This window comes from Pseudomonas sp. LBUM1645 (assembly GCF_059716185.1).
Genome location: NZ_CP166811.1, coordinates 1,964,117 through 1,980,019 on the forward strand (window position 1 = coordinate 1,964,117; position 15,903 = coordinate 1,980,019).

Genomic DNA, 15,903 nt, shown 5'->3' on the forward strand with positions numbered 1-15,903 from the left:
GGATAGATCATTCACTGGTAAGGGCCGTGACCGGGTCGAGTCGGGCAGCTTTGCGGGCCGGCATGAAGCCGAAGACAACACCGGTGACCAGGGCGCAGCCGAAGGCGCCGAGCACCGCTATCAAGGAGAACGCGACGGCGACTTCGCTGAGGATCAGCACGCCGCCGACGATCAGCGCCAGGGCGATCCCGGCAAGCCCGCCGACCACCGAGAGCATCACCGCTTCGGTGAGGAACTGGCGCAGGATGTCCCGTTGACGGGCGCCGGTGGCCATGCGGATACCAATCTCGCGGGTGCGTTCGCGCACGGTCATGAGCATGATGTTCATCACGCCGATCCCGCCCACCAGCAACGAAATCGCGGCAATCGAGCCGAGCATCAGCGACAGGGTATTTTGCGTACGTGCCTCGGCCTGAATCATCGCCGCGTTGTTGGTCAGTTCGAAATCCTTCTTGCCGTTGTGCAGGCGCAGCATCAATTGTTCGATGGCTTTTTCGGTCTCTTTGACCTTGCGCGCATCCGCGGCGGCGATGGCCACGTATTCGGGGTTGTGAGTGCCGAACAGCCGCACACTCGCAGCGGAGTAAGGGATGGCAATGCGGTCGTCGCTGTCGGAGTCGCCTGAACTGGCGCCTTTTTCCGCGAGCACGCCGACCACCTGGAACGGCACGTTCTCAATCAGGATGTACTGGCCGATCGGGTTGGCGACGTCCTTGAGCAACTTGGTCCGCACCTTGTGGCCAATGACTGCGACGGCTGCTGCGTTGCGTTCATCTTCCTGGGTGAAATAGCTGCCTTCTACCACCGGCCAGTTGAAAATCGCCGGGAAATTGGTGTCGTTGCCACCGACGTAACTCAAGTGGTCGAGGTTGCCGAAACGCACCCCGGCCTCCTGGCCATTGACCGGCATGATCCGCATCACCTGCGGCAGGCTCGCCACCGCCGCGACGTCATCCAGGGTGACGATGCCCAGCGGCGTTCGCGGGTTTGGCGACGAGCCGCTGAGGTAAATGATGTTGGAACCGAACGCGCCCATTTGCGCCATCACCTGACGCTTGCTGCCTTCACCCACTGCCAGCATCACCACCACCGACGCGACGCCGATGATGATCCCGAGCAACGTCAGTGCGGTGCGAAAGCGGTTGATCCACATCACCCGCCACGCAGCTTGCACGGCATCGACCAGTTCGCCTTTCCACGCGCCGGTGGCTTCGGCGCCTTCGGTCAGGCGTTTGCGTAAGTCCACCGCTTGCAGCGCGCCGGGATTGGCCGAGGTCTGTGCTTCGGGGTTGTCCCGGGCGCTGTCGCTGATGATCAGCCCGTCGCGAATTTCGATGATGCGTTTGGCCCGGGCCGCGACTTCGCGGTCGTGGGTGATGAGGATCACCACGTGGCCCTGGCTCGCCAGTTCGTCGAGCAGGGTCATGACCTCGGCGCCGCTGTGGCTGTCGAGGGCGCCGGTGGGTTCATCGGCGAGGATGATGTGGCCGCCATTCATCAAGGCGCGGGCGATGGACACCCGTTGTTGCTGACCGCCGGATAGCTGGTGCGGACGATTGCCGGTGCGCGAGGCCAGGCCGAGGCGGTCGAGCAGGGCGGCGGCGCGGGCGTGGCGTTCGGCTGCCGGAGTGCCGGCGTAGATGGCCGGCATCTCGACGTTTTCCTGGGCCGAGCCGGACGGGATCAGGTGATAACCCTGGAACACAAAGCCGAAGGCTTCGCGGCGCAGCCAGGCCAGTTCGTCGCTGTCGAGTGCGGCGACGTTTTCCCCGGCGAAGCGGTATTCGCCCGAGGTGGGACGGTCAAGGCAGCCGAGGATGTTCATCAGCGTCGACTTGCCGGAGCCGGAGGCACCGACGATCGCCACGAACTCCCCGGCATGGATCGACAGGTCGATGCCGCGCAGTACGTGAACTTCCGGTGAGTCGCCGCCGCCGTAGGCTTTGCGGATGTCGTGCAGGTCGATCAGGGGCGTCAGCATTCAGCCGCCACTCCCGTCGGCCGGGCCGATCAACAGGTGATCGCCTTCCTGCAGGCCATCGAGGATTTGTACCCGCAGGCGATCGCTGATGCCGGTGCGCACGTCACGCTGCTCGATGCGGCCATTTTTGGCGACGACCTGCGCGGTTTGATTGTTGATTTGAGTGCCGGCTTGCAGGGCAGCGATGGGTGCGGTGAGGACGTTTTTCGCCTGCTCGGCGACGAAGAAGACTTGCGTGGTCATCTCCGCCATCAGCGCGTTGTCGGCGTTATCGACGTCGAGCAATACGGTGTACAGCACCACGCGAGCGCTGCCGCTTTTGCTCGAGCTGGCGGGGCTGCCGCCGCCCTGGCTGGTTTGGTCCAGTGGCTTGGGCGGCACGGGCAGAATTTGCCGCACGGTGCTGTTCCAGCGACGGTTGCCGCCGCTGAGGGTGGTGAACCAGGCCGTCATGCCGGGTTTGACGTGACCGATGTCGGCTTCCGACACCTCGGCCCAGACGGTCATCGGCGACAACTTGGCGATGCGCAGGATCAGTGGCGTTTGTTGTTGGGCGTTGAGGGTCTGGCCTTCACGGGCGTCGAGTGCGACGACGGTGCCGCTCATGGGCGCATAGATTCGCGTGTAACCGAGTTCTGCCTGATCGCTGCGCAGGCTGGCCTGGGCCTGGCGGATCTGTGCCTGGAACATGTCGATGCGGGCCTGGGTAGCGCGCAGTTCGGCCTCGGCGGTCTGCACGTCTTCTTCGCGGGTGGCGCCACCGGCCTTGAGGTTCTGCTGACGCTGGAATTTCTGCCGGGCGAGGTCGTGCTGCGCCCGTTGTTCCTGCAGCTGCGCCTTGAGGTTTTCGATGGAGAAACGTCCGGCGTCGAGTTTGGCCTGTTGCGTGGACGGATCGATTTCCACCAGCAACTGGCCTTCCTTCACCACATCGCCGACTTCCACGTGGATCTTGTGGATCTGCCCGGACGCCTGGGCACCGACGTCGACATAGCGTCGAGGTTGCAGGGTGCCCAAGGCCGTAACGCTGCTTTCGATGTCGGCACGGGAGACCTGAACGGTGGCGAACTGGTCTCGACCGGGCGGGATGATCTGCCAGGCGGCGACGGCGATAACGGGGATCAGACAAAGTGCTACAAGCAGGGCGCGTCGGGTCTGTCGTGGACGTTTCATGCAGGGTTCCGGCCAATAGGTGTCGGCCCGTCGTTCAAAGGGACGGGGAGCTGTCCTGTAAACGATGAAGGCAGCGTGGAATTTAGCCGCAGACATATGGCGTAACACCAGGTGAAGGGGTGTGCAGGTGCTCGAGCAGGACTATTTGTCGGGCAAGGTGAAGCAATACTTTAAATCTATATGAGAATTACTATAAATTACGCACCTCGAACTGCCACTATCGTGCCACTGCCTATTTCGGCGGTCGCCGGTCTGGCTCAAGGACAGAAACCGCACCCCTGCGGCCGGGAGTCATGTTGGAAAACTACTATCGCGAGCTGGTGTGTTTTTTGAACGCCAAGCTGGGCAACCGTCAGGTGGCCGAAGATGTGGTGCATGACGCTTATCTGCGGGTATTGGAGCGGTCCAGCGACACGCCGATCGAGCAACCTCGGGCGTTTCTGTACCGCACCGCGCTCAACCTGGTGATCGACGACCATCGGCGCAACGCCCTGCGTCAGGTCGAATCGCTGGAAGTGCTCGACAACGAAGAGCGCTACTTCACCCCATCGCCCCATCACAGCCTCGATCACGGCCAACGCCTGGAGATGCTCCAGCGCGCATTGGCGGAATTGCCACGGCTGTGCCGCGAGAGTTTCCTGCTGCGCAAGATCGATGGCCTGTCGCACCCGGAGATCGCCGAACACCTCGGTATTTCTCGCGCGCTGGTGGAGAAACACATCGTCAATGCAATGAAGCATTGCCGGGTGCGGATGCTGCAATGGGATGCCCATTGATCCGACCTTCAATCAAGCTGCATTAAATTTTTTTTCATTGTCCTCGTTCCCTTCAACAGACGATCTGCTGTCCTGCTCAAGGCCGGTCAGGTCACTTAGGCTTACTCCCCGCTGCTTCGGGGGTTCATCCAGAGGACACTGGAAATGACACAGGCAATTGCATCGCCCATCGTTCACGACCTGATCGGCGTCGGTTTCGGCCCTTCGAACCTGGCGCTGGCCATCGCTCTGCAAGAGCGCGGGCCGAGTCAGGGCGAGCTGGATGTTCTGTTTCTCGACAAGCAGGCCGATTACCGCTGGCACGGCAACACCCTGGTGACCCAGAGCGAGTTGCAGATCTCTTTCCTCAAGGACCTGGTGACCCTGCGCAACCCGACCAGCCCGTACTCCTTCGTCAACTACCTCAAGCACCACGGCCGTCTGGTGGACTTCATCAACCTGGGCACCTTCTATCCGTGCCGCATGGAGTACAACGATTACCTGCGCTGGGTCGCCGGGCAATTTGAAGCGCAGAGCCGCTACGGTGAAGAAGTGCTGACTATCGAGCCGGTGCTGCACAACCAGCAGGTCGAAGCGCTGCGGGTGATCTCGCGCGATACCCAAGGTCAGCAGCATGTTCGCACCGCCCGTTCGGTGGTGGTCAGTGCCGGCGGAACACCGCGCATTCCCGAAGCCTTCAAGGCGCTCAAGGGTGACAGCCGGGTGTTCCACCACTCCCAGTATCTGGCGCAGATGGCCAAGCAGCCGTGCGTGAACAACCAGCCGATGAGCATTGCGATCATCGGCGGCGGGCAGAGCGCGGCGGAAGCGTTCATCGATTTGAACGACAGCTTCCCGTCGGTGCAGGTGGACATGATCCTGCGTGGTTCGGCCCTGAAACCGGCGGACGACAGCCCCTTCGTCAACGAAGTGTTCTCGCCGGAGTTCACCGATCTGGTGTTCCAGCAGGCGAGCAGCGAGCGCGAGCGTCTGGTCAACGAGTACCACAACACCAACTATTCGGTGGTGGACATCGACCTGATCGAACGCATCTACGGCATCTTCTATCGCCAGAAAGTCTCGGGCATCGCGCGTCATGCGTTCCGCACCTTGACCACCATCGAAAAAGCCACCGCCACCGAGCGCGGTATTGAGTTGGCCGTGCGCAACAACGCCACCGGCGAAGTCACGGTCCGTCATTACGACGCCGTAGTACTGGCCACCGGTTACGAGCGCCAAATGCACCGCAAACTGCTGGCGCCGCTGGAGCAGTACCTGGGGGATTTTGAGGTTGATCGCAACTACAAACTGATCACCGACGAGCGCTGCAAGGCCGGCATCTATATGCAGGGCTTTTGCCAGGCCAGCCATGGCTTGAGCGACACCTTGCTATCGATCCTGCCGATTCGTGCGGATGAAATTGCCGGTTCGCTGTATGACCATGGCAAGGCGCGTGGGCATGGTCGTTCGATGATGGACTTGCTGTTGGCGACTGCCAGCTAAGATTTTCGGCTCCTGTAAAACCGCTATCGCGAGCAAGCTCGCTCCCACATTTGACCGTGTCTAACTGAAGAACTCGGTCAAATGTGGGAGCGAGCTTGCTCGCGATGGGGCCCTCAATAGCTCCACAAATGCCGAATCCTGAACCCTTCCTGAAGAACCCCGCAATTCCCCCGCCACCCACCGTTCCTTCGTTTACTCTCCAGAAATCGGGGCGTAAGCTTCGCGCGTTTTCAATCAATAGCGGAGACCCACAGTGGGTACTTGTTCGAGTGACAGTAGTCGGCCGGTTTCGATAACCGGCACCTTCCCGGCAAGATAACGCGCCACTTTTTTGTGCCGTTGTCTCGCCGAAAAGCGAGCAGCGGCATCCCGATCGCGGCCAGTCCTGGTCCGTGTCTCGACGTCCCTCTCATCGACGCTGAACCGTGCGTGATGTTCGACTTGTTGTCGTCATCGCGGCGTATCGACACGCCTGCTCGACGGTTTCCCGGCTGACCCTGGGGGAACTGCCATGAACCTGACCCTGCTCAAAGAATTCTTCGCCGGATTCCTGCGCACCCGCCACATCGCCCGACACTTCCGTCGCCTGGCGCTGCTGGAAAACTTCACCGACACCACGGTCAGCCGTGAGGTGCCGCCCACCCTGGCGCAAACCCTGGTGAGCGCCGCCAACAGCGACACTGGCCAACTGCTGAACAACCTCGGCAGCCACACCGATGGCTTGAGCGAACTCGAAGCCGATGCACTGCGCGTGCAATTCGGCCTCAACGAAGTCGAGCACGAACAGCCTCTGCCCTGGTGGACACACTTGTGGCACTGCTACAAAAACCCGTTCAACCTGCTGCTGACCTTGCTCGCGGTCATCTCCTGGCTGACCGAAGACATGAAAGCCGCCGTCGTGATTTTCTCCATGGTGGTGCTCTCGACCTTGCTGCGCTTCTGGCAGGAAACCAAATCCAACCAGGCCGCCGACGTGCTCAAGGCGATGGTCAGCAACACCGCCACGGTGTTGCGTCGGGACGCGCCACGTACCGAACTGCCGATCAAGCAATTGGTGCCGGGCGATCTGATCGTATTGTCGGCCGGCGACATGATTCCCGCCGATTGCCGGGTGCTCGGCGCCAAGGACTTGTTCGTCAGCCAAGCCGCGATGACCGGTGAGTCGATGCCGGTGGAAAAATTCCGCCGTCAGCAGGACAGTGATACCCGCAACCCGCTGGACCTCGACAACATTCTGTTCATGGGCACCAACGTGGTGTCCGGCACAGCCATGGCGGTGATCCTGACTACCGGCAACAACACTTATTTCGGTGCACTGGCGCAGCGGGTTGGCGCTACGGATCGTGCACCCACTTCATTCCAGACTGGCGTCAACAAAGTCAGTTGGCTGTTGATCCGCTTCATGTTCGTCATGGCGCCGCTGGTGTTATTCATCAACGGTTTCACCAAGGGCGACTGGACCGAAGCGTTGCTGTTCGCACTGTCGATTGCCGTGGGCCTGACCCCGGAAATGCTGCCGATGGTCGTCACCTCGACCCTGGCCAAGGGCGCGGTGTTCCTGTCGCGTAAAAAAGTCATCGTCAAACGCCTCGACGCCATCCAGAACTTCGGCGCCATGGACGTGCTGTGCACCGACAAGACCGGCACCCTGACTCAGGACAAGATCTTCCTGGCACGCAATGTCGATGTCTGGGGCAACGACTCCGATGACGTGCTGGAAATGGCCTACCTCAACAGCTACTACCAGACCGGCCTGAAAAACCTGCTGGACGTGGCGGTGCTCGAACACGTGGAAATCCACCGTGAACTGAAAGTCGGCACAGCGTTTCGCAAGGTCGACGAAATCCCGTTCGACTTCACTCGCCGACGCATGTCGGTGGTGGTCGCCGAGCGCGATCATTCGCACCTGCTGATCTGCAAAGGCGCGGTGGAAGAAGTGTTGGCGGTGTGCACGCGGGTGCGTCACGGCGAGGTCGATGAAGCACTGAACGATGAATTGCTGGCGCGGATTCGTCAGGTCACCGCATCGTTCAACGCCGAAGGACTTCGTGTCGTCGCCGTTGCCGCGCGGCCAATGATTGAGGGCCGCGATACCTACAGCCTGGCGGATGAACAGGCGCTGACGCTGATCGGTTACGTGGCGTTTCTCGACCCACCCAAGGAAAGTACCGCGCCGGCCCTCCAGGCATTGGCCGCTCACGGCGTGGCCGTAAAAGTGCTGACCGGCGACAACGAACTGGTGACCGCGAAGATTTGCCGCGAAGTCGGCCTGGAGCAGCAAGGCCTGCTGATGGGCAACGACATCGAGCGCATGAGCGACGCCGAACTGGCCGTAGCGGTAGAGAGCACCAACGTCTTCGCCAAACTCACTCCGTCGCACAAGGAACGCATCGTGCGTTTGCTCAAAGGCAACGGTCATGTGGTCGGTTTCATGGGCGATGGCATCAACGACGCGCCAGCGCTGCGCACCGCCGACATCGGCATTTCGGTGGACAGCGCCGTGGACATCGCCAAGGAAGCGGCGGACATCATCCTGCTGGAGAAAAGCCTGATGGTGCTGGAGGAGGGCGTACTGGAAGGGCGCCGGACCTTCGCCAACATGCTCAAGTACATCAAAATGACCGCCAGTTCGAACTTCGGCAACGTGTTCTCGGTGCTGGTGGCCAGTGCGTTCATCCCGTTCCTGCCGATGCTGCCGATGCACCTGCTGGTGCAGAACCTGCTCTATGACATTTCGCAGATCGCCATCCCGTTCGATAACGTCGACGAGGACATGCTGAAAACACCACAACGCTGGCAACCGGCGGACGTCGGGCGTTTCATGCTGTTTTTCGGACCGATCAGCTCGATCTTCGACATCACCACGTTTGCCTTGATGTGGTACGTCTTCGACGCCAATACCCCGGACCATCAAACCCTGTTCCAGTCCGGCTGGTTCGTGGTCGGGTTGCTGACCCAGACCCTGATCGTGCACATGATCCGCACACCGAAAATCCCGTTCCTGCAAAGCCGCGCGGCGATGCCACTGATGGTGATGACTGGAATCATCATGGCCGTCGGCATCTTCTTGCCGATGGGACCGCTGGCGCACTACTTCAAATTGCAGGCACTGCCGTCGCTGTACTTTGTGTTCCTGCCGGTGATTCTGCTGGCTTATATGGCACTGACTCAGGCGGTGAAGGGGTTTTATATTCGCCGGTTTGGCTGGCAATAAAAGTCAAAAGATCGCAGCCTGCGGCAGCTCCTACAGGGATCGCGTACTCCTGTAGGAGCTGCCGCAGGCTGCGATCTTTTCAAACGGACAAGAAGATCCAGGAACTGAATTCATGCAAGCTATCGACAACATCAACCTGACCTCCCTGGTCGACACCCTGGTCAGCCTCAGCGCGGCCTTCATCCTCGGCGGCCTGATCGGTTTCGAGCGCCAGTACCGCCAACGCACCGCCGGCCTGCGCACCAATGTGCTGGTGGCTGTGGGGGCGGCGATCTTTGTCGACATGGCTAACCGCCTCGGTGGTGCCGAAGGTGCCGTGCGAGTGGTGGCCTATGTGGTCTCCGGGATCGGCTTTCTCGGTGCGGGGGTGATCATGCGCGAGGAAGGCAATGTCCGCGGGCTCAACACCGCTGCCACCCTATGGGCTTCGGCGGCGGTGGGGGCCTGCGCTGGCGCCGACCTGCTGCTCGAAGCGCTGCTGGGCACGTTGTTCGTACTGGCGGCCAATACTTTGCTGCGGCCGATCGTCAACAACATCAACCGTCAGCCGCTGGATGTGATTTCGGCGGAAGTCACCAACATCGTGTACGTGATCGCCCGGCGCTCGCACCAACAGGCGGTACTGGCCTTGTTAGAGGCAGAGCTTGAGCGCAGCAACTACCCGGCGAGCGATATGGATGTGCACGCGTTCGGCACGGATGAGATCGAAATCGAAGCAACGCTGGCGACAACGTCGGTCGATGGCGATGAACTGGATGCACTGGTGGGGCGAATTTCGACGTCGACGTTGGTGGTGCAAGCGTTCTGGAGTCCGAGTACGACGGAATAGCCGTTCTTTCGATTTTCCTTCTGCCACCGGAGGAAGCGTCCTGGTTTTTAGGAAAAGTCCTACAGAAAGCTCGACAGGTCTTCCGTAGCCTTGCGCCCTCACGAATCTGACACTCTCCTGGGGGACCACGTTGTCGAATAAAGCCTTACGTATCCTGATCGCCGACGAGTTGCATTTTCACCGCATGAAGGTCGAGCGACTGTTCAATCAACTCGACTACTACCGGATAGCACCGGTGCACAGCCTTGAAGAGCTGTTGACCCTGGTCGAATACAGTTGCGAGCCATTTGATCTGGTGGTCATCAATGCCTCGCTGGCGGGCGGGGCGTTGAACCTGTTCGATTTTTTCCTTGATACCCAACAGGTTCATCACGCCTTGATCTATGACGGTCAGCAGGCGCAACTGCCGCCCATTCCTGCCTGCGTTCAACAGAAGGTTGAGGTGAGCCACGCAATGCTGCCTGATCTGGCGTCCATTCAGCGGCTGATGGCGATCGTCGACCCTCGTCTACCGTTCGTCGGCACTGTCATTTCTGTCAGGTAGTTGCGCCCGGTTTTCCATGCAAAAGTCTTTGTGCAGCCAATACGTTCAACCGGGCCGGGTTTATGGGCATTGATTGCTCAATCGTCGTTTTTGTTGCACAGGGAGTTGCCATGAAGTCAGTGCTGATTGTGGACGATCATCCGGTGGTTCGCGCCGCAGTCAAAATCGTACTGGTCCAGGAGGGTTTCAAGCGGATATACGAAGCGGCGTGTGGTAATGAGGTCTTGCCGAAGATCCGCGAACACAAGCCTGATCTGGTGGTACTGGATCTGGTGATGCACTCGCTCGACGGGCTGGATGTTCTGGCGCGGATCAAGACCAGTGGGGTGCCCTGCCGAGTACTGGTCTTCACATCCCAGAAGCCCATGTTTTATCAGGATCGTTGCATGAACGCCGGCGCCGCAGGCTATATCGACAAGTCCAATGACTTGCAGCACTTGCACAGGGCCGTGCACGCCGTGATGGCCGGTTACACCTATTTCGCCCAACTACCCTCGGCGTCGGTGTCGCTGAACTCGATACAACTGAGTGAAAAACAGATGATCGATAAACTCTCCGACCGGGAACTGACGATCTTTCAGCATCTGGCCCAGGGCATCAGTAACAAGGCGATCGCTGAAATCATGCACTTGAGTCACAAGACCGTCAGCACCTACAAGACCCGTTTGGTTGGAAAACTCAACGTGGAGTCAGCGGTGTACCTGAGGGATTTTGCCAAGCGTAATCATCTGATTTGAGTGAGCCCGATCATGCGCGATTGTTTGTGGGCTCTGTTGCTGTTCTGTGGTCTGGGCGCACCGGTGACGGCGGCCGATGAGCCAACGCTTTTGCATGTGCTGGGGCGTTCCGCGGTGGAGGGTTATCAGGTCCAGCTGGATGAAAAAGACTGGCAGTGGTTGCGTGGCAAACGAGTCTTGCGCCTCGGGGTGTCGGGGCCGGACTACCCGCCGTTCGAGATCACGCGTAACGTTGATGAGCTCGAAGGCATCACCGCAGACTATGCCGCACTGTTGGGGCAACTGTTGCACGTAAAAATCGACGTGCTTCGTTATCGCACGCGCGAGGCGGCCATGGACGCGCTTAAACGCGATGATCTGGACCTGCTCGGCACGTCCAACAACTTCGAGGCGGCTGACCCCGAGCTGACCCTGTCCAGTGCCTATGCCGAAGATCAGCCGATGCTGGTTACCCGCGTGGACGACTGGATGCCCGTCGACCTCGCGGGCAAACGCATCGCCATGGTCGATGACTATCTGCAGGCGCAGACTGTCGAAGCCTTCTATCCCGATGCGAGCTTGCAACGCTACCCTTCGGCACTCGACGCGATCGGGGCGGTGGCGTTCGGGCAGGATGATGTGTACCTCGGGGACTTCATCAGCGCCAATTACCTCATCAATAACAACTACCTCAGTAACGTACGCCTGGTGGGGCCTTCCGGCCTGGACGCCAATCCGTTCGGCTTTGCCTTCAGCCGGGGCAACCCTCGTCTGAAGAGCATTGTCGATAAGACTCTGGCGGCGATCTCCATGGATCAGCGCATGGCCATCGAGCAGCGCTGGAGTGCCGGAAGAGCCAACATGGCGGGTCAAGAGCGAGTACGTTTGAGCGCCAGTGAACAACGTTGGCTGGATCAACATCCGACGGTGCAAGTGGGTGCCGTCGAGAGCTTTGCACCGCTGACTTTTTACGATGCACAGGGACAACTCAGCGGGTTGACCGCGCAATTGCTGACGCTGATCAGCCAGCGCAGCGGCTTGACCTTCAAGGTGCAGCGGGGTAACTCCCTCGATCAGCAGATCCAGCAACTCAAGGACGGCAAGATCGACGTGTTGCCGGTGATCACGCCCGGTATCGAACGCGAAGTCGAACTGCGTTTCACTCGGGCCTACTTGAACAATCCGTTTGTACTGGTCAGCGCGACCGCCCCGGGAAGCCCCAGGACCCTGGATGATATGGCCGGTAAACGCCTGGCGATTTATCGCGGTCATCCGTTGCTCGGGTTCATCCGCGCTCGGGCGCCAAATGTGCGTCTGGTCGAAGTGCAGAGTCCGGCGCAGGGTATGGAATGGGTGATCAAGGGCCAGGCCGACGGGGCCGTCAGCTCATTGATCGTGGCTCGGTATCTGATCACCCGGCAATACCGCGAGCGTCTGCGGATCAGCAGCACCGTGGGTGATGAACCGGCGCGTATCGCTCTGGCCACCAGCCGTGGTGCGCTGGAGTTGCACTCGATTCTGAACAAGGCACTGCTGAGCATTTCGCCCCGGGAGATGGATGAGCTGTTAGCCCGCTGGAGCAATGATGTGGTGGTCGATGACAGCTACTGGCTGCGTCACCGCCAAGGCATTCTCCAGGCGTTTGCCGCTGCGGGCGCTTTGCTGTTGCTCGCACTGGCCTGGATTGCCTGGCAGCGTCGGCAGATCACTCAACGCCAACAACTGCTCGGGCAATTGCAGGATGCCAAGAACGCCGCCGACGATGCCAACCGCGCCAAAACCACCTTTCTGGCGACCATGAGTCATGAAATCCGCACCCCGATGAATGCCCTGATCGGCATGCTCGAACTGGCGCTGAAGCGAGCGGAAGAGGGCTTCACTGATCGCTCCGCCATCGAAGTGGCATCCAATGCCGCGCAGCAATTGCTGGCGCTGATCGGCGACATCCTGGACATCGCCCGCATCGAGTCCGGGCATTTGTCGCTGACCCCTGAGCGGGCCAATCTACGCACACTGGTGGAGTCGGTGTGCCGGGTTTTCGAAGGCCTGGCACGGCAGAAGAACTTGCAGTGGCGGGTCGAATTGGCCGAACACAGCGATCGTGACGTGTTAGTCGACCCCACGCGCTTCAAGCAGGTGCTGTCCAATCTGCTGAGCAACGCGATCAAGTTCACCCGTAAAGGTGAGGTGAGTCTGACACTGCGAGTAGAGCCCGGTGTCTCGGGGCATGTGGCAGTCAGTGTGCGTATTGAGGACAGCGGCATCGGTGTCAGTGTGGCCGATCAGCAACGACTGTTCAGCCCGTTCGTGCAGGCCGGTAACAGCCAGCAGTCAGGCCACAATGGCTCCGGTCTGGGACTGGTGATCAGCCGCACTCTGTGCGAAATGATGGGCGGCCGATTGCAGCTCGACAGCGTCCTCGGACTAGGGACGCAGGTCGACATCAGCCTTGATCTGATTGCGTTGCAACCGTTGGCCTGCAGCGAGCGGGTCGATAGCGGATTGCAGGTGGCCACTCGGTTGCTGACGATTCTGGTGGTCGACGATTACCCGGCCAATCGATTGTTGCTCTCACGGCAGCTGAGCTACCTGGGGCATCAGGTGCTGGAGGTTGAGGATGGCGAGCGTGGTCTTGCGAAGTGGCGCGAGCATGAGCTCGATTTGGTCATCACCGATTGCAACATGCCGGTGGTCAATGGTTATGAATTGGCGGGTGCGATACGCGATGAAGAGCGCGCGAATGGCTTGCCACCCACGCTGATTCTTGGGTTTAGCGCCAATGCGCAGCCGGAGGAAAAGATCCGTTGCCTTGAAGCGGGCATGGACGACTGTCTGTTCAAACCGATCCGGCTGGCAGATTTGAGTACCTGGCTGGCGTCCCGATTTGTGAATGAGCCGCCAGCGCCGGCTGAAGAGCAAGCAACGTCCGAGATCGACCTGACCGGCCTGGAGCTCTACGTCGGTGAAGACCGGACGCTGATCAATCAGTTGTTGCGCGAACTGGCCGTAACCAACCTCTACGATCGCGATGATCTGCTTGCAGCGCACGTCAGTGGCAATTGTCACCGGCTGCAAGATCTGGCGCACCGCATCAAAGGTGGTGCGCGGATGGTTCGTGCAAAACGTTTGGTCGAGTGCTGCGAAGATCTGGAACGTGCCTGCGCCGAGGGGCGCGCGGCGTTGATCGACGAGGCCGTCGATCAATTGCAGCACGCCATGGCACGTCTGGATCAGAGCCTCAAGCGAGACTGACGTTTAATCCCAGTGAGGCGCGATGCCTTTGGGGCTGGTCAGTCGATGGCCGCGATCCAGACCCGCGATCAGCGCCATGTCGGCGTCGCTCAAGGTCATGGCGCAAGCTTTCAGGTTGCTGGCGAGGTTGGCGCGTTTGGTCGACGAAGGGATCACGGCGTAACCCAGTTGCATGGCCCAGGCCAGGGTGACGTGTGCCGGCGTTGCCTGAAGGCGATCGGCGATCTGCTGGATCACCGGGTCTTTCAGCACTTCGCCGTAAGCGAGGGTCATGTACGAGGTGATCTGGATGCCCTGGCTCTGCGCGAATTCGACGACCTTGCGGTTTTGCAGGTAGGGATGCAGTTCGATCTGGTTGGTCGCGATGTTCTCGGCCCCGACCGCAGCGATCGCCTGTTTCATCAGGTCGACGGTGAAGTTGGACACGCCAATCTGCCGGGTCAGGCCGAGTTTTTTGGCTTCGAGCAGGGCGCCCATGAATTCTTCGACCGGCACTTGATCTTCCGGGGACGGCCAGTGGATCAGGGTCAGGTCCAGGTAGTCGGTCTGCAGTTTGTGCAGGCTTTCCTTGAGGCTGTCGATCAGGCGGTCTTTGGCGAAGTTGGCCACCCAGATCTTGCTGGTGATGAACAGCTCTTCACGGGCGATGCCGCTGGCCGCAATGGCCTCGCCGACCTCGGCTTCGTTCTCGTAGATTTGCGCGGTATCGATGGCTCGATAGCCCAGCTCCAGGCCAGTGCTCACCGAATCGATGACCACCTGGCCTTGCAAGCGAAAAGTACCAAGACCGAATGCGGGAATAGACATCAATGACTCCAGGGGTTGCAGTGGGAATGGGCACGAGTATCCGCGCCTGCATCCTTGAGAAAAACCGCTGGATCGGCAAAGCAATGTTTACCGCAAGTCATGAATCGGGGGACAGTCTGGGGGATTGATAGTGTTTGGTCGGCCGCCATCGCGAGCAAGCTCGCTCCCACAGGGGATCTGTGGCGTATATCAATCCAATGTGGGAGCGAGCTTGCTCGCGATAGCCGCAACGCGGTTTTAAAGCCTTACCCCCGAGCCTCAAGAATCATGCAGGTCGTCGACCCCGTCGCATACAACCGCCCTGGGGGATTGATAGTGTTTGGTCGGCCGCCATCGCGAGCAAGCTCGCTCCCACAGGGGATCTGTGGTGTACATCAATCCAATGTGGGAGCGAGCTTGCTCGCGATGGCCGCAACGCGGTTTTAAAGCCTTACCCCCGAGCCTCAAGAATCATGCAGGTCGTCGACCCTGTCGCATACAACCGCCCATCCACGTCATAAATCCGCCCCTCGGCCAACGCCGTCGAGCGCCCCAGATGAATAATCTTGCCCTCGGCCCGCACCGGTCCGCTGGCATGATTCAGCGCACGAACATAGCTGATTCGCAAATCCAGCGTCGTATAACCCTGACCCTTTTTCAGCTGCGTATGAATCGCACAGCCCATGCACGAATCCAGCAAAGTCGCGGCATAGCCGCCATGCACGCTGCCCAACGGGTTGTAATGCCGCGAATCCGGCGTGCCCTGAAAGATGAACATTCCGGCGGACCATTCGATCGGGATGAAGTCCATCAGCGTGCCGATGGGTGGCGAGGGCAGTTCACCGTTGCCGATGCCTTCGAAAAATTCGGCGGGTGACAACGCGCTGACCTCGGCCATGGACAGACTGCCCGGGCCGGCGAGGCGATCGCGCATGGCTTGTTCCTGGGCGATCCATTGGGCGAGCGTGGCTTCGCGGTTCGGGCTTTGCATGGGCATGTCCTCGGACGGTAATGAATATTATGGTTGTAATCCCAGCCAATATTATGTCCGAAATAAAAACTCCGCCAGCCCCATGTCGTTACGCGACCTGTAGCAGCTGGCGAAGCCTGCGTTCGGCTGCGCAGCAGTCGTGAAACCAGACAACGCGGT

The 15,903-nt window shown here is 60.0% G+C and carries 11 protein-coding genes; 7 read left to right on the forward strand and 4 right to left on the reverse strand.

Translation table 11 applies throughout. The features are described 5' to 3' along the window. Positions 1-7 precede the first annotated feature (7 nt). Complete coding sequence (locus tag ACA079_RS08620; protein ID WP_497703206.1) at positions 8-1,981, reverse strand: MacB family efflux pump subunit; 1,974 nt, start codon at positions 1,979-1,981, stop codon at positions 8-10. Next, the gene (locus tag ACA079_RS08625) at positions 1,982-3,154 is read right to left on the reverse strand and encodes an efflux RND transporter periplasmic adaptor subunit (RefSeq protein ID WP_497703207.1); all 1,173 of its coding nucleotides are present in this window, start codon (positions 3,152-3,154) and stop codon (positions 1,982-1,984) included. A gap of 293 nt (positions 3,155-3,447) precedes the next feature. Here ACA079_RS08625 and ACA079_RS08630 point away from each other — a divergent pair, with 293 nt between their 5' ends. From ACA079_RS08630 to ACA079_RS08660, 7 genes are all read left to right on the forward strand, one after another. Then, entirely contained in the window at positions 3,448-3,930 is a 483-nt protein-coding gene (locus ACA079_RS08630) for a sigma-70 family RNA polymerase sigma factor (RefSeq protein ID WP_046048427.1), read from the forward strand. 144 nt (positions 3,931-4,074) lie between these two features. Further along, positions 4,075-5,412 carry a lysine N(6)-hydroxylase/L-ornithine N(5)-oxygenase family protein gene (locus tag ACA079_RS08635; RefSeq protein WP_497703208.1) on the forward strand — a complete coding sequence of 446 codons (1,338 nt, stop codon included), beginning with the start codon at positions 4,075-4,077 and terminating at the stop codon, positions 5,410-5,412. A 511-nt stretch (positions 5,413-5,923) separates the two neighbouring features. Next, entirely contained in the window at positions 5,924-8,626 is a 2,703-nt protein-coding gene (gene mgtA, locus ACA079_RS08640; protein ID WP_497703209.1) for a magnesium-translocating P-type ATPase, read from the forward strand. A 112-nt stretch (positions 8,627-8,738) separates the two neighbouring features. Next, the gene (locus ACA079_RS08645) at positions 8,739-9,455 is read left to right on the forward strand and encodes an MgtC/SapB family protein (RefSeq protein WP_497703210.1); all 717 of its coding nucleotides are present in this window, start codon (positions 8,739-8,741) and stop codon (positions 9,453-9,455) included. A gap of 130 nt (positions 9,456-9,585) precedes the next feature. Continuing rightward, positions 9,586-9,999 (forward strand): response regulator, encoded by a 414-nt coding sequence (locus ACA079_RS08650; protein WP_497703211.1) that lies wholly within the window; start codon positions 9,586-9,588, stop codon positions 9,997-9,999. Between the two features lie 110 nt (positions 10,000-10,109). Then, positions 10,110-10,736 carry a response regulator gene (locus tag ACA079_RS08655; RefSeq protein ID WP_497703212.1) on the forward strand — a complete coding sequence of 209 codons (627 nt, stop codon included), beginning with the start codon at positions 10,110-10,112 and terminating at the stop codon, positions 10,734-10,736. Between the two features lie 12 nt (positions 10,737-10,748). Further along, entirely contained in the window at positions 10,749-13,967 is a 3,219-nt protein-coding gene (locus ACA079_RS08660; protein ID WP_497703213.1) for a transporter substrate-binding domain-containing protein, read from the forward strand. 3 nt (positions 13,968-13,970) lie between these two features. On the opposite strand, the gene dkgB is transcribed toward ACA079_RS08660, so the two are convergent. Together dkgB and ACA079_RS08670 are read right to left on the reverse strand one after the other, a co-directional pair. Further along, positions 13,971-14,774, reverse strand: coding sequence for a 2,5-didehydrogluconate reductase DkgB (gene dkgB / locus ACA079_RS08665; protein ID WP_497703214.1), 804 nt, complete (start codon positions 14,772-14,774; stop codon positions 13,971-13,973). Between the two features lie 430 nt (positions 14,775-15,204). Then, on the reverse strand, positions 15,205-15,744 hold the full coding sequence (locus tag ACA079_RS08670; RefSeq protein ID WP_497703215.1) for a PaaI family thioesterase: 540 nt from the start codon (positions 15,742-15,744) through the stop codon (positions 15,205-15,207). Positions 15,745-15,903 lie beyond the last annotated feature (159 nt).

What these genes read in the sequence shown, in the direction of transcription:
- ACA079_RS08620 (WP_497703206.1), bottom strand. Translation starts at nt 1,981, where the DNA reads ATGCTGACGCCCCTGATCGACCTGCACGACATCCGCAAAGCCTACGGC.
- ACA079_RS08625 (WP_497703207.1), bottom strand. Translation starts at nt 3,154, where the DNA reads ATGAAACGTCCACGACAGACCCGACGCGCCCTGCTTGTAGCACTTTGT.
- ACA079_RS08630 (WP_046048427.1), top strand. Translation starts at nt 3,448, where the DNA reads ATGTTGGAAAACTACTATCGCGAGCTGGTGTGTTTTTTGAACGCCAAG.
- ACA079_RS08635 (WP_497703208.1), top strand. Translation starts at nt 4,075, where the DNA reads ATGACACAGGCAATTGCATCGCCCATCGTTCACGACCTGATCGGCGTC.
- mgtA (WP_497703209.1), top strand. Translation starts at nt 5,924, where the DNA reads ATGAACCTGACCCTGCTCAAAGAATTCTTCGCCGGATTCCTGCGCACC.
- ACA079_RS08645 (WP_497703210.1), top strand. Translation starts at nt 8,739, where the DNA reads ATGCAAGCTATCGACAACATCAACCTGACCTCCCTGGTCGACACCCTG.
- ACA079_RS08655 (WP_497703212.1), top strand. Translation starts at nt 10,110, where the DNA reads ATGAAGTCAGTGCTGATTGTGGACGATCATCCGGTGGTTCGCGCCGCA.
- ACA079_RS08660 (WP_497703213.1), top strand. Translation starts at nt 10,749, where the DNA reads ATGCGCGATTGTTTGTGGGCTCTGTTGCTGTTCTGTGGTCTGGGCGCA.
- dkgB (WP_497703214.1), bottom strand. Translation starts at nt 14,774, where the DNA reads ATGTCTATTCCCGCATTCGGTCTTGGTACTTTTCGCTTGCAAGGCCAG.
- ACA079_RS08670 (WP_497703215.1), bottom strand. Translation starts at nt 15,744, where the DNA reads ATGCAAAGCCCGAACCGCGAAGCCACGCTCGCCCAATGGATCGCCCAG.